The sequence below is a fragment of the Nocardioides jishulii genome (genome assembly GCF_006007965.1).
Classification (GTDB): Bacteria; Actinomycetota; Actinomycetes; order Propionibacteriales; family Nocardioidaceae; genus Nocardioides; species Nocardioides jishulii.
Genome location: NZ_CP040748.1, coordinates 3299452 through 3312716, shown reverse-complemented (window position 1 = coordinate 3312716; position 13265 = coordinate 3299452). Strand labels below are relative to the sequence as shown.

General features: G+C 70.5%; 14 protein-coding genes. 9 read left to right on the top strand and 5 right to left on the bottom strand.

Annotated elements, in window-relative coordinates; translation table 11 throughout:
• Positions 1-15: 15 nt before the first annotated feature.
• Positions 16-1113, bottom strand: coding sequence for an NAD(P)H-binding protein (locus FCL41_RS15800; protein WP_137064738.1), 1098 nt, complete (start codon positions 1111-1113; stop codon positions 16-18).
• A 152-nt stretch (positions 1114-1265) separates the two neighbouring features.
• Here FCL41_RS15800 and FCL41_RS17560 point away from each other — a divergent pair, with 152 nt between their 5' ends.
• The 5 genes from FCL41_RS17560 (at position 1266) to FCL41_RS15780 (ending at position 5153) form a co-directional block, all read left to right on the top strand.
• On the top strand, positions 1266-1433 hold the full coding sequence (locus tag FCL41_RS17560; protein WP_170970169.1) for a Sp36 family protein: 168 nt from the start codon (positions 1266-1268) through the stop codon (positions 1431-1433).
• Complete coding sequence (locus FCL41_RS15795) at positions 1433-1891, top strand: RidA family protein (protein WP_137064739.1); 459 nt, start codon at positions 1433-1435, stop codon at positions 1889-1891. Before FCL41_RS17560 ends, FCL41_RS15795 begins: the two co-directional genes overlap by 1 nt.
• Positions 1892-2761: an NUDIX hydrolase gene (locus tag FCL41_RS15790; protein ID WP_137064740.1), complete on the top strand. Its 870-nt coding sequence runs from the start codon at positions 1892-1894 to the stop codon at positions 2759-2761. It begins immediately after the preceding gene.
• A 68-nt stretch (positions 2762-2829) separates the two neighbouring features.
• A complete protein-coding gene (locus tag FCL41_RS15785; RefSeq protein ID WP_137065353.1) occupies positions 2830-3603 on the top strand; it encodes an MBL fold metallo-hydrolase in 774 nt (257 codons plus the stop codon).
• Positions 3604-3644: 41 nt separating this feature from the next.
• On the top strand, positions 3645-5153 hold the full coding sequence (locus tag FCL41_RS15780; RefSeq protein ID WP_137064741.1) for an acetyl-CoA hydrolase/transferase family protein: 1509 nt from the start codon (positions 3645-3647) through the stop codon (positions 5151-5153).
• Here FCL41_RS15780 and FCL41_RS15775 read toward each other — a convergent pair.
• The 3 genes from FCL41_RS15775 to FCL41_RS15765 all read right to left on the bottom strand — a co-directional run bounded on the left by FCL41_RS15775 (position 5144) and on the right by FCL41_RS15765 (position 9406).
• Positions 5144-8026 (bottom strand): hypothetical protein, encoded by a 2883-nt coding sequence (locus tag FCL41_RS15775; protein ID WP_137064742.1) that lies wholly within the window; start codon positions 8024-8026, stop codon positions 5144-5146. The genes FCL41_RS15780 and FCL41_RS15775 overlap by 10 nt on opposite strands.
• The gene (locus FCL41_RS15770) at positions 8023-8520 is read right to left on the bottom strand and encodes a SigE family RNA polymerase sigma factor (protein WP_212723055.1); all 498 of its coding nucleotides are present in this window, start codon (positions 8518-8520) and stop codon (positions 8023-8025) included. The genes FCL41_RS15775 and FCL41_RS15770 overlap by 4 nt, the downstream gene beginning before the upstream one ends.
• Positions 8521-8728: 208 nt before the next feature.
• On the bottom strand, positions 8729-9406 hold the full coding sequence (locus tag FCL41_RS15765; RefSeq protein ID WP_137064743.1) for a Crp/Fnr family transcriptional regulator: 678 nt from the start codon (positions 9404-9406) through the stop codon (positions 8729-8731).
• A 200-nt stretch (positions 9407-9606) separates the two neighbouring features.
• Between FCL41_RS15765 and nth the strand changes: the two genes are divergently transcribed.
• Genes nth through FCL41_RS15745 form a run of 4 tightly spaced genes read left to right on the top strand, consistent with a single transcriptional unit; the run spans position 9607 to position 12783 of the window.
• The gene (gene nth, locus FCL41_RS15760; protein WP_420846579.1) at positions 9607-10314 is read left to right on the top strand and encodes an endonuclease III; all 708 of its coding nucleotides are present in this window, start codon (positions 9607-9609) and stop codon (positions 10312-10314) included.
• Positions 10311-10880, top strand: coding sequence for a TlpA family protein disulfide reductase (locus FCL41_RS15755; RefSeq protein WP_137064744.1), 570 nt, complete (start codon positions 10311-10313; stop codon positions 10878-10880). Before nth ends, FCL41_RS15755 begins: the two co-directional genes overlap by 4 nt.
• On the top strand, positions 10877-11602 hold the full coding sequence (locus tag FCL41_RS15750; RefSeq protein WP_239021681.1) for an NUDIX hydrolase: 726 nt from the start codon (positions 10877-10879) through the stop codon (positions 11600-11602). The genes FCL41_RS15755 and FCL41_RS15750 overlap by 4 nt, the downstream gene beginning before the upstream one ends.
• A gap of 5 nt (positions 11603-11607) precedes the next feature.
• On the top strand, positions 11608-12783 hold the full coding sequence (locus tag FCL41_RS15745) for a MarP family serine protease (RefSeq protein ID WP_137064745.1): 1176 nt from the start codon (positions 11608-11610) through the stop codon (positions 12781-12783).
• A gap of 64 nt (positions 12784-12847) precedes the next feature.
• On the opposite strand, the gene FCL41_RS15740 is transcribed toward FCL41_RS15745, so the two are convergent.
• Positions 12848-13246, bottom strand: a complete 399-nt coding sequence (locus tag FCL41_RS15740; protein ID WP_137064746.1) for a phage holin family protein — start codon at positions 13244-13246, stop codon at positions 12848-12850.
• Positions 13247-13265: the final 19 nt, after the last annotated feature.

The window sequence follows — 13265 nt, the reverse complement described above, 5'->3', positions numbered from 1 at the left end:
GGTGGAAAGAGCTCCTCAGATGTCGGTGGGCATGACGTTCGTGCCGCTCTTCATCCGCTCGCGGAACGACCCGGTCGGGAACTCGCGGTCCTTCAGCTTCTCCATGAAGCCGCGCAGGGTGCGGGTGCCGTAGGCCGGGGCGACGTGGTCGACGACCGACCAGTACTTCGCGGCCTCGAGGTAGAAGGCGACGGGGGCGAGCTTCTTGTAGAGCTTGCCAGCGCGGGTCAGGTTGGCGATCTTCTTGTCCCACGACGCCATCGTGACGACGTCGAACTCGGCCGGCTTGCCGAGCACGTCGAACATCATCTGCCCGGCGTCCTTGAGGGTGACGGTGTTGTCGGGGGTCCAGGGGCCGCCGACGGGCAGGATGCGACCGATCGCGTGGGGGTCGAGCACCTGGTTGACGATGAACTCGGCCAGGTCCTCGCGGGCGATCGGGTTCACGACCGAGTACTCGCCGTGGTCGAAGATGCGGTACTTCTCGCCGTTCTTCACGTCGCCGAAGGTCATCGACAGGTACGGGTAGTAGGCGGTGGGCCGGATGATCGTCCAGTCCAGGTCACCGTGGTGGCGGCCCATGAGCTCGCCCTCGACCTGCAGCTTGTAGACCTGCGGGATGAGCTCGGGGCGGTAGGCGCCGAAGTCGGAGATGTGGATGAACTGCTTGACCTCACCCTCGACGGCGGCCTTGATGCCGTTGCCGATCGCCTCGTGGTCGACCTGACGGCACTCCTCGGCGTCATTGGGGCGACGGCCGGAGAGCAGCGAGATGACCACCTGCGGGCTGGTCTGGGTGACGGCGCGCTGCACGTCGCCCAGGCGGGTCGGGTCGCCGATGACGACGTCCGCGCCCTCGAACTCCGCCTCGCCCTTCGCGGACTCCGAGCGGGCCAGGACGACCGGCTTGTACCCACGCTTGACCAGCTCGGGAACGACGGCGCGGCCGATGTAGCCGGTGCCGCCCAGGAGCAGGACGACTTCACCGTTGCCGTTGCCCGTGGGGCCGGTGACGTAGGTGGTGGACTCGCTGCTGTGCAGGCGAGCCTTGAGCTCGGCGCTCTTCTTCTGGTGAGCGGCGACGTCGAGGTTCGTGATTGTGCTGAAGGCCATGTGTAGAAGATATACGATCTGCGTCACATTGGAAGGTGGCTTGAGGTACAGCCTTGCCTCCTGAGGAGGCAGCGTGACGGGCCGGGCCTGAGCTTGCGTCGGCAGGCGCAGCGCTCGCTGACGGCGTCGCTCCTGCGGGATAGGGTCTGCCCATGACTCAGGCGAAGACGAAGTGGCAGTACCAGGTGGCGCCCATTCCGCTCCACAACGAAGCGCTCATGCTCAACAACTTCGGTGCCGACGGGTGGGAGCTCGTCGCCATCCACACCAACGCCCAGGGTGGCCTCGTCGCCTTCCTGAAGCGCCCCCTGGACGACTGATGACGCACCCCGAGGAGCGGCTCGCCGAGCTCGGTCTCGCAGTTCCCGAGGTGGCCAAGCCCGTCGCGGCGTACGTCCCCGCGGTGCGCACCGGCAACCTCGTGCTGACCTCGGGCCAGATCCCGGTCCGCGGCGGCGTCCCGATCTTCACCGGCAAGGTCGGCGACACGGTCACCTCCGAGCAGGCCGTCGAGTGCGCGCAGCAGTGCACGCTCAACGCCATCGCCGCGGTGAAGGCCGAGATCGGCGACCTCGCGCTGGTGAAGCGCGTCGTCAAGGTCGTCGTCTTCGTCGCCTCGACGCCCGACTTCACCGGCCAGCCGCAGGTCGCCAACGGCGCCTCCGAGCTGCTCGGGAAGGTCTTCGGTAACGCCGGCATCCACGCGCGCTCCGCCGTGGGCGTCTCGGCGCTCCCGCTCGACGTGCCCGTCGAGGTCGAGATCATGGTCGAGGTCTGAGTGCGTCGACTCGCCCTCCCGCCCCACCTGGTGGAGCAGAGCCGAGCCTTCGCCTCGGGTGAGGCCATCCCGGCCGAGCCGCGCAACGCCGCCACCGTGCTGCTGCTGCGCGAGGGCTCGGTGCCCGGTGAGGGCCCCGAGGTCTACCTGATGCGCCGTCAGCAGTCGATGGCGTTCGCCGGGGGCATGTGGGTCTTCCCCGGCGGTGGCGTCGACCCGACCGACGACGACCCCGCGGTTGCGTGGGCCGGTCCCAGCCCGTCGGAGTGGGCCGAGATCCTCGGCACCGACGAGTCGCTGGCGCGGTCGTTGGTCTGTGCCGCGGTCCGTGAGACGTTCGAGGAGTCCGGCGTCCTGCTCGCCGGTCCTGACGCCGACTCGGTCGTGGCCGACACGACGGGTGACGACTGGGAGGCCGACCGCGTGGCCCTGGAGGCGCGCGACCTGAGCTTCCACGACTTCCTGCTGCGCCGGGGGTTGGTGCTGCGCAGCGACCTGCTCGGCGCGTGGAGCGCCTGGCTCACGCCTGACTTCGAACCGCGCCGCTACCGCACCTGGTTCTTCGTGGCGCTGCTGCCCGAGGGGCAGGTCACCCGTGACATCTCCTCCGAGGCGTCCGCGGTCGAGTGGCGTACGGCGCGCTCGGCCTTCGACGAGGCGCTGGCCGGGCGGGTCATCATGCTCCCGCCCACCTTCCAGAGCTGCCTCGACGTCTCGCTGCACGCGACCCCCGCCGAGGTGCTGGCTGACGCCTCCACCCGACGGCTCGAGATGTTCATGCCCCGGGTCACCGAGGAGGCCGACGGCGAGTTCGGCCTCACCCAGCACCCGGACTGGGACTCGCTGGTCACCCGGAGCGGGTTGTCGTGAGCCAGCCCTGGGGCGGCGGATCGTTCGGCGAGCGGGCGCACTGCGTGCTCGCTCCCAACCCCAACCTGATGACCCTCGACGGCACCAACACCTGGGTGCTGCGCGAGCCCGGCGCACGACGCAGCGTCGTCGTCGACCCGGGTCCCTCGATCCTGAGCCACCTCGACGCAGTGGCCGATCTGGCCGGCGAGGTCGGCGTCGTGCTGCTGACGCACCACCACCTCGACCACTCCGAGGCCGCCAAGGAGTTCGCCGAGCGCATGGGCTGCGGCGTCCGCGCCCTCGACCCGGCGCACCGCCTGGGTTCCGAGGGTCTCGGTGACGGCGACGTCGTCGCGGTCGACGGGTTGGAGGTGCACGTCGTTGGTACGCCCGGCCACACGGCCGACTCCCTCTCCTTCGTGCTCCCCGGTGACGGTGCCGTGCTGACCGGCGACACGGTGCTCGGCCGCGGTACGACCGTGGTCGCCCACCCGGACGGACAGCTGGGCGCCTACTTCGACTCGCTCGACCGGCTCCACGCCCTGGCGGAGAACCAGGAGGCGACCCGCATCCTGCCCGGCCACGGGCCGGTCATCGACGACGCACTGGGCGCCCTGGACTTCTACATCGCCCATCGCCGCGACCGGCTCGCGCAGGTGGAGCAGGCCGTCCTCGACCTCGCCCAGCGCGACACGTTGGCCGAGGCGCTGACCGAGCTCGACCTCGCGCCCGGCAGTGGAGCGACCCTCACGCCGCGTACGGTCGTCGAGCAGGTCTACCGCGACGTCGACCCGGTGCTGTGGGGCGCGGCGGAGCTGTCGGTGCGCGCGCAGCTCGCGTACCTCGCCCGGCAACGCTGACCGGCGAGGCCCCCGGGCTGGACCAGTGGGATGATGGTGAGGTGAACGCTCGGATCACTTGCCCCGTCCTCGGCACGAAGGTCGTCTCCGCAGAGGAGGCGGTCGCCCACATTCGACCCGGTGACCGGGTCGGCATGAGTGGTTTCACCGGCGCCGGCTATCCCAAGGCAGTGCCGAGGGCGCTGGCCGACCGCGTACGCGCGGCTCGGGCCCGCGGCGAGGAGTTCCGGATCGACCTGTGGACCGGCGCCTCCACCGCGCCGGACGCCGACGGCGTCCTGGCGGAGGCACACGCGATCGGTCGGCGCCTGCCCTACAACTCCGACCCGACGCTGCGACGCGAGATCAACTCCGGCGAGGTGGAGTACCTCGACGTGCACCTGAGCCACTCGGCGCAGCACATGTGGTTCGGCTTCTACGGCAACCTCGACGTCGCCGTGGTCGAGGTGACCGCGATCCTGCCCGACGGCAGGCTGGTGCCGAGCTCGTCGGTGGGCAACAACAAGACCTGGCTCGACCAGGCCGACAAGGTGATCCTCGAGGTCAACCACTGGCAGCCCCGCGAGCTCGAGGGCTTCCACGACGTCTACTACGGCACGGCGCTGCCGCCCTACCGTCAGCCGATCGAGCTGACCGACCCCACGCAGCGGATCGGCGACCAGTACCTGCGCGTCGACCCCCGCAAGGTGGTCGCCGTGGTCGAGACCCACTCCCCGGACCGCAACGCCGCGTTCTCCCCGCTCGACGAGACGTCGATCAAGATCGCCGAGCACCTGGTCGACTTCCTGCAGGCCGAGGTTGCCGCCGACCGGATGCCCAAGGAGCTGCTGCCCATCCAGTCGGGCGTGGGCAACGTCGCCAACGCGGTGCTCGCGGGGCTGAGCCGCAGCACCTTCTCAGGGCTGGCCGCCTTCACCGAGGTGCTTCAGGACGGCATGCTCGACCTGCTCGACGACGGCACGCTCGACTTCGCCTCGGCGACCTCGTTCGGGCTCTCCGACGCAGGCGTCAAGCGCTTCATGGACAACATCGCTGACTACAAGGGCAAGATCCTGCTGCGCACCGAGGAGATCTCCAACCACCCGGAGCTGATCCGTCGCCTCGGGCTGATCTGCATGAACGGGATGATCGAGGCCGACATCTACGGCAACGTGAACTCCACCCACGTCATGGGTTCGAGCATCATGAACGGCATCGGCGGCTCGGGTGACTTCGCCCGCAACGCCTACCTCAACTTCTTCGTCTCCCCGTCGACGGCCAAGGGCGGGGCGATCTCCGCGATCGTGCCGATGGTCAGTCACGTCGACCACACCGAGCACGACGTCATGGTCATCGTCACCGAGCAGGGCCTGGCCGACCTGCGTGGCCTCTCTCCGCGTAAGCGGGCCCGAGCGATCATCGAGAACGCTGCGCACCCCGACTACCGCGACGCGCTGCGTGACTACGTCGAGCGGGCCGAGGCCGCGCGCCCCAACGCCCTGCACACCCCGCACCTGCTCGACGAGGCGTTGAGCTGGCACCAGAGGTTCCTCGAGACCGGTCACATGTGAGGCCGGGCGGCGCCGTCGACCGAACAGTCGCTGCTGGGTCGTCGCCTGCGTCGCCACCAGGTGAGGCTCACCTGAAACGCCAGTAGTGCAGCCAGCAGACCGATCACGGTCCAGCGTTCGTCGCTGACCGGCCAGCGCGGCTCGCTGACGTCGAGCGTCGGACGCTCGGCGAGGTCGCTCGCGACCGTGAAGGTGGTGATCGCATCCTCGCTCACCGTGCTGACCATCCGCCCCTCAGCGCTGTCCACGACGACGATCTCGGGAGCGCGCTCGGCGTTCCAGGAGGTGTGTGCCACCACGGGTGAGCCACCGGGGGAGAACCCGAGCACGTCGACGCGGTCGCCGTCCCGGGGAGCGTCCCAGGGATGCAGGACGACGCTGGCCTCGGGGTCCGTCAGGTCGAGGGTCCGCAGTCCGGTAACCAGGTCATCTCGTCCCACGCCTCCGTTGACGCCGAGCGCCAACGTGCTCCCGTCGGCCGAGACCGCTCCGCTCGACCACGGGAGTGCGCGCTCGCTGACCGGCCGCGGTGCGGGCTCGTCGTCGTCCTCTTCTGCGGTGAACGTGAGGAGTCGTCTCCCGACGAGGAGACGTCCGGTGCCGGTGTCGTCCACCGCCACCGCCCCCGGTGACTCGTAGTCGCCGCGGACGGTCCGGAAGGTCGGGTCGAGGTCGTCGGTGGCGGTGACGCCGTACGTACGCATCGGGCCGGTGAACGTCGAGTTGGCGTCGTTCCACCAGGCGGCCTCGTCACCCCACCAGACCAGGTGGCTCGCGTCGGGCGACCACGAGAGCTGGTCGACGCGGACAGGGGCGCCGTTGCGTCCGACCAGGGGGAGCCGGGAGATCTCCATGCCTCCCAAGGTGAAGAGCGCGATGCCGGCCTCGTCGGTCTCGAAGTCGGCGTAGGCCCACGCCAGGCGACGGCCGTCGTGGCTCAGCACGAACGGTGTGGTCCCGGCGTCCATGCCGAAGATGTGGGAGCCGGGCAGGTCGACGAGGTGGTGGCGTCCGGTGTCGGCGTCGACCAGGACGACGTGGGCGTCGCCCTCGGCGTAGGGGCTCACCAGGGCCGAGGCTCGGTCGACGTCCACCTCGTCCACGGGAGTCGCGACGCCGTCGCGGGCGGCGTCGTCGTACGCCGGGACGTGGGCGACCCGGGGTAGCGCGGGTCCTCCCTCGGGCGTGTCGGAAAGGGCGGGCCACACGGGCTGGGAGGCGTAGAGCAGGACCAGGACCAGGACCAGGGTCAGAGCCGGGGAGAGACCGAGACCCCCGAGGACTCGACGGCCCGCGCGTCGGAGCCGTACAGCGGCGAAGAGCCCCGCCACCGCGATGACGATCGCGATCCAGAGCCAGCCGGGCAGGGCCGCGGCGCGGAGCCAGACCGCGGCCACCAGACCGACAGCGACGAGCAGCACCGCGCGCGCCCACCCCTTCAGCGAGCGGAGCACTCGCGTCGTACGCCCACCGACCGGCGCCGCGCCGACCACCTCGGCCGCAGGGCCCCTTCCGTCCCGGCTGCGGCGGCGGTGCAGGAAGAGCAGCCCGGCGAACAGGACCAGGACCACGACCAGGCCGACCGTGAACCAGCGGAGCGTGTCGCGCGCCCACGCCGGCTTGGTGAAGGTGACGGGTGGGGTGTCGCCGAGCCCGACGGCGACCGTGACCTGGCGGTCCTGCCAGTAGTTGCCGTCCTCGGAGTGGAGCTGCGTGATGACTTCGGCGTCCCCACCGTCGGCCGAGCGCTGCAGGCGCGGGAGACCCCCGTCGTCTAGGGCGAGCAGCGCGTTGTCGGGGGTGCGCCCCAGGATCATCATCCACAGAGCCATCTGCTGGTCGCTGGCGATCCAGGTCCGGTAGCGCGCCGTGAGCGGGTCAGCGGTCAGGTCGATGTCGCGGGAGCGCAGGACGTCCTCGCCGCTCTCCTGCAGGATCGTGGAGAGCACGGTCCCGGCTGCGTCGACCGCGATGCCGCCCTGGTCGTCACCCCCGTCCCCCGGGAGGCGACGTGCGTCGCCGCGCGTCAGCACGCCGCTGCGGACCTCCGGTCCGAGCTGCCAGAGCGAGGTGCCGGAGGTGACGACCACGGTGCCGTCGTCGGCCACCGCGACGGCGTTGCCCCAGGCGTTGCCCGTGGGCAGCTGCCACTGGCGTACGCGATCGGCCTCAAGGTCCATGACGCCGATCCAGGGAGCCTCGGAGGCCCAGCCCTCGGCGGGCTGCAGGGCGGCCCCGGTCCATGCCAGCCATGTACCGTCGGGTGACCACTGCATCGACTGGACGGCGATCGGGAGTCCGTCGGCGTTGCTGAGCTCGCGCAGCACCGCGCCGCCGTCGACGAGGCTGTTGATCGCCACCCCCGCCTTGGTCTCCTGGCGGCCCGAGACGTCGGAGCGGAACGGGTGGGCCAGGCGGGTGCCGTCGGGGGCGAGCGCCAGCCACGGGCGGGTGCGGCCAGTCGCTGCCACGTCGACGAGCTCCCGGACCCGGTGCTCGCCGGTCTCGGCGTCGACGAGCAGGGCGGAGGTGTCGTCGAGCATGGTGGCCAGCGATGCGGCTCCCTCGTCGCTGAGCGGTTCGCGGCGTCGGTCCGCGAACTCGTCGGGCAGCCAGACGTCGGTCGGCAGTGCGCCGCCCTCAGGGACGTCGGCCGGGTGCAGCACCGCGCCGGGGTGGGTGAGCGCCACCATCGAGGCCAGCAGCGCGACCAGTACGATCGTCGCGGCGACCAGCTCCAGGCGTACGGGACGGGGCTGCGAGGCGCGGCCCCGCTGCCACAGGTCGCGGGGCAGGGGTGCGGGCTCGTAGCGGTCGGCCATGTCGTGAAGGGCCACGCGGAGTTGGTGCTCGAGGGTGTCGTGGTGGGTCATGACGTCCTCCCGATCAGCTCGGAGAGTTCGGGGGAGCGCTCACGCAGACGGGTCAGGGCGTGGCGGTGGGTGGACTTCACCGTGCTGACGGAGATCCCCAGGACCGCGGCGGCCTGCACCTCGGTGAGGTCCTCGTAGTAGCGCAGGACGATGACAGCCCGCTGCTTCGTGGTGAGCTGGTCGAGGGCGTCGGCCAGCGTCAGGCGTACGTCGGTGTCGTGCGCCGCCGGCGCCTCGCGGTCGAAGACCAGCTCGGACTCGGTGAAGCGCTTGCGCCGCCACCGCGACACGTTGGCGGTGAAGATGGAGCGGCGGACGTACGCCTCGGGGGAGGTGTGGATCCTGGTCCAGCGCCTCGCGGCCTCCAGGAGCGCCGTCTGGACGAGGTCCTCGGCGGTGTGGTGGTCGCCGGTGAGGAGGAAGGCGACGCGCTGCAACGCGCGTCCGCGGGTCGCCACGAACTCGGCGAACCCGGCTTCGTCAGCAGTCAGCACCCTCGACCCCTTCCCCGTGACCACGTGGACAGCCCCGTGGCGGTCCCTCACCAGGTCAGACGACGCCGAGGGTCGGTGCGGGTGGCACCGGGGCACGACTATTTCAGACGGAGCGCTGCCGGAGCGCCGAACTCCGTGACTCGGCACGCTCTCGGACAAATGAGTGAAGGGCGAGGGAAGACCCTCGCCCTTCACGTCAAGCAGAGATTCAGCGCGCGCGCTTGCCCAGTCGCTCGATGTCCATGATCACCACGGAGCGGGGCTCCAGGCGGATCCAGCCGCGCGAGGCGAAGTCGGCGAGCGCCTTGTTGACCGTCTCGCGGGAGGCGCCGACCAGCTGGGCGAGCTCCTCCTGGGTGAGGTCGTGGTGCACGTGGACGCCGTCGTCGGCGGAGCGGCCGAAGCGGTCGGCCAGGTCGAGGAGCGCCTTGGCGACACGGCCCGGGACGTCGGAGAAGACCAGGTCGGCCACGACGTCGTTGGACTTGCGCAGGCGGGAGGCCAGCTGGCCGAGGAGGCTGCGGGCCACCGTGGGGCGGCCGTCGAGCCAGCGCAGCAGGTCCTCGTGCGACAGCGAGGCGAAGGAGGCGTCGGTGACCGCGGTGACGGTGGCCGATCGCGGACCCGGGTCGAAGAGGGAGAGCTCGCCGAACATCTGTCCGGGGCCCATCACGGCGAGGAGGTTCTCGCGCCCGTCGGCGGCGGAGCGTCCGAGCTTCACCTTGCCGTCGAGCACCACGTAGAGCCGGTCACCGGAGTCGCCCTCGTGGAAGAGCACGTCGCCGCGTCGCAGCTTCGTCTCGGCCATCGAGTTGCTGAGCGCGGTGGCGGCTTCGTCGTCCAGCGCACTGAAAAGCGGTGCCTGTCGAAGCACGTCGTTGTCCACGGATCCTCCAGTCGTAGCGGCTCCCGAGTCCCCGGGTGCACCTCATCCTAACCAGTGGTATACCTCACACGCCCACATTGGGGCCCGGAACGTCGTACGAACGTTAGCCCCGAAGTGGTTCCGCAGGCCGTCCACCGTGGCCCCGCGCCGTCACGGCCGACTTGTCGGGTCGCCACCGTAGGCTGACCGACGTGCCAGCACTGCCCGCCCCCACCTCGCCCGACACCTCCTTGGTACGCCGCGCGCGCAAGGTCAACCGCGTGCTCGCCGAGACCTACCCCGACGCCCACTGCGAGCTCGACTTCGACGACGCCTTCCAGCTCCTGGTCGTCACGGTGCTCTCCGCCCAGACCACGGACCGCCGCGTCAACGCCGCACGGCCCGCCCTCTTCGCGGCCTACCCCGACGCGCGAGCCATGGCCGCGGCTCCGCGCGAGCACCTGGAGGAGCTCGTCGGGCCGTTGGGCTTCTTCCGGCAGAAGACGACGTCGCTGCTGAAGCTCTCGGCCGCCCTGGTGGAGAACTACGACGGTGAGGTCCCCGGCCGGCTCGACGACCTGGTGACGCTTCCGGGCGTGGGGCGCAAGACCGCCAACGTCGTGCTCGGCAATGCCTTCGGCGTCCCCGGCATCACCGTCGACACCCACTTCGGCCGCCTCGTGCGCCGTTTCGGGTGGACGACCGAGACCGACCCGGTGAAGGTCGAGTTCGCGGTGGGGGACCTGTTCGAGAAGAAGGACTGGACGATGCTGTCCCACCACGTCATCTGGCACGGCCGCCGCCGCTGCCACGCCAAGAAGCCCGCCTGTGGCGCGTGCCCGGTGGCGCGCTGGTGCCCGTCGTACGGCGAAGGGCCCACGGATCCGGTCGAGGCCGAGAAGCTCGTACGCACGCAGGGGCCGGCATGACGCGTCCTGCCCGGCGTACGCCGCGGCTGCGCGCCCGCATGGTCGCGCTCGTCGCCGTCCTGACCGCGCTCACCCTGACGGGCTGCACGCCCGGCGGAGTCGACGGGGAGAGCACGTCGTCGTCGCTGCCCGCTCCCATGCCCGACCTGACGCTGCCCGGCTTCGCGGGGCAACCGTCCGTCGACCTGGCCGACCTGGACTCCCCGACCGTGGTCAGCCTCTGGGCGTCGTGGTGCACCCCGTGCCGCAAGGAGATGCCGATCCTCGAGGAGTTCTCGAAGAAGTACGAGGGACGCGTGGACGTGCTCGGCGTCGACTACCAGGACGCGCAGAGCAAGAAGGCCGAGAAGTTCGTCGCCGAGGTCGGGGCGACCTACCCGATGGTCGTCGACCTCGACGGCGAGCTGGACGGGCGCGACCCGATGCCACGCGTACCTGGGTTGCCGTTCCTCGCCTTCGTCGACGCCGACGGCGACCTCGTCGGCGTGGAGATGCAGCTCTTCGACGACCTCGCCGAGCTCGAGGAGATCGTCGAGCGTCACCTCGACCTGGAGGCCGCCACGTGAGCGACGTCGTGCAGCAGGGCCCGGACCACTTCCCCGAGTGGCTGCGCCCGGTGGTGGAGGCCGCGGGGACGATCACCGTCGACCACCTGACCCGCTTCGCGCCGCCCCCGGACGTCGACGCACGCCATGGCGCGGTGCTGGTGCTCTTCGCGGAGTCGCAGAGCGGCGAGCCCGAGGTGCTTCTCACCGAGCGCGCCCACCACATGCGTACCCAGCCGGGGCAGGTCTCCTTCCCCGGCGGCGGCATCGACGAGGGCGAGTCGGTCGTCGAGGCGGCGCTGCGGGAGGCGTACGAGGAGATCGGGCTGGTCTCCGGCGAGATCGACGTCTTCGGGCAGCTGCCCGACCTCTGGCTGCCGCCTGCCAACTACGTGGTGACCCCCGTGCTGGGCTACTGGCGCGACCGCGGGCACGTGCACGTGGCGAGCCCCGACGAGGTGCACGCGATCCACCACGAGTCGATCGCCCAGCTGCTCGACCCGGCGCACCGGTTCAACGTGCGTCACCCCTCGGGATGGGTCGGGCCGGGCTTTTCCGTGGGCGCGCAGAAGGACGTCATCCTGTGGGGCTTCACCGCCGGGATCATCGCGCGACTCTTCGACTACGTCGGGTGGACGAAGCCGTGGGACAAGTCCCTGGTGCGCGACCTGCCACCGTTGATGTTGCAAGGTAATGCTCCTGGCCAGGCGGACCTCGCCCCCAACACGAAGCTGCAGGAGTAGAACTGGTGAACATCCTCGACTGGGTGTTGGTGGTTGTCGCCTGCGTCTACGCACTCTCCGGCTACTGGCAGGGCTTCGTGACCGGGGCCTTCGCGACCGTCGGACTGCTGGCCGGTGGCTTCTTCGGGGTCTGGTTGGCGCCCGTCGTGCTGGGCGACGCCGAGCCGTCGCTGTGGGTCTCGCTCGGCGCCCTGCTGATCGTGATCCTGTCGGCTTCCATCGGCCAGGGCCTGCTGCAGTGGGCGGGCGCCAAGATCCGTGACCGGATCACCTGGCAGCCGGTCCGGGCGCTCGACGCGGTCGGCGGCGCAGCGTTGTCGGCAGCAGCCGTGCTGCTGGTGGCGTGGGTGCTGGGTGTGGCGGTCTCCGGGTCGAAGCTCTCGACGGTGACCCCGGCCGTACGCTCCTCGCTCGTCCTCGCGAAGCTCGACCAGCTGCTGCCCGACCGGGTGACCTCGGCTCTGAACGGCTTCAACAACGTGGTGGGCTCGAGCTTCTTCCCGCGCTACCTCGAGCCCTTCGCCCCGGAGCGGATCGTCGCGGTCCCCGAGGGCGATCCCCGCACGCTCAACGACCCCGAGGTCAAGGCGGCCGAGGCCAGCACCTTCAAGGTCTACGGCGCCAACGAGTGCGGTCGCGGCGTCGAGGGCACCGGCTTCCTCTACGCGCCGGGTCGCCTGATGACCAACGCCCACGTCGTCGCGGGCGTCGACGAGCCGGAGGTCGAGATCGACGGCGACCGGGTGGAGGCCAAGGTCGTGCTCTACGACGCTGACCTCGACGTGGCCGTGCTGGCGCTCTCCGCCCGCGGGATCCCCACCCTGGACTTCGCCGACGGGGTCAAGGACAAGGAGCCGGTGGCCATCCTCGGCTACCCGCAGGACGGGCCGTACAACGTGCAGTCCGGTCGCGTCCGTGCGACCCAGCGCCTGCGCTCGCCCGACATCTACGGCGACGGCACCGTCATCCGCGAGGTCCTGTCGCTGCGCGCACTGGTGCGTCCCGGCAACTCCGGCGGCCCGGTCGTCGACACCGACGGTGACGTGGTGGGCATGGTCTTCGCCGCGTCCGTGACCGACTCGCAGACCGGCTACGCGCTCACCGCGCAGCAGGTGCAGGAGTCGGCCGCGATCGGGCTCACCGCGAAGGCGGCCGTGGACACCGGGCCCTGCGCGGGCTGACGCCCGGACAGTCGGACGAGCAGGTCCTGACGGGTCGACCAACCGGCCGACCCCTCGAGCGCTGTCAGCGCTTGAGCAGCTGGCCCGTCTCCTGCGCCTGACGGATCGCACGCTCGGGCGCCTTGACCTTCTTGACCTTCCGCAGTCCGACGAGCGCCAGGATGCCCGCGACGACGAGGTAGAAGGCGGTCACGATCAGGAAGGCCCAGTGCAGGGCCAGGCCCTCGCCGTTCCAGTTGATGAAGAACGCGATGGTCACCGACAGCAGGACCAGGAACATCAGGCCCATGAAGGCGGCGCCGGCGAAGAGGCCGATGCCCGTCCCGCCCGCCTTCACCGAGACCTTGAGCTCGGACTTCGCGAGCTCGATCTCCTGGTGGATCAGCGAGGAGAAGTCGCGACTTGCGTCGCTGATCAGACGGCCGATGGTGGGGTCGGTGTCCTGGACCGGTTCGGTTGCCATGTGTCGCACCCTACAGAAC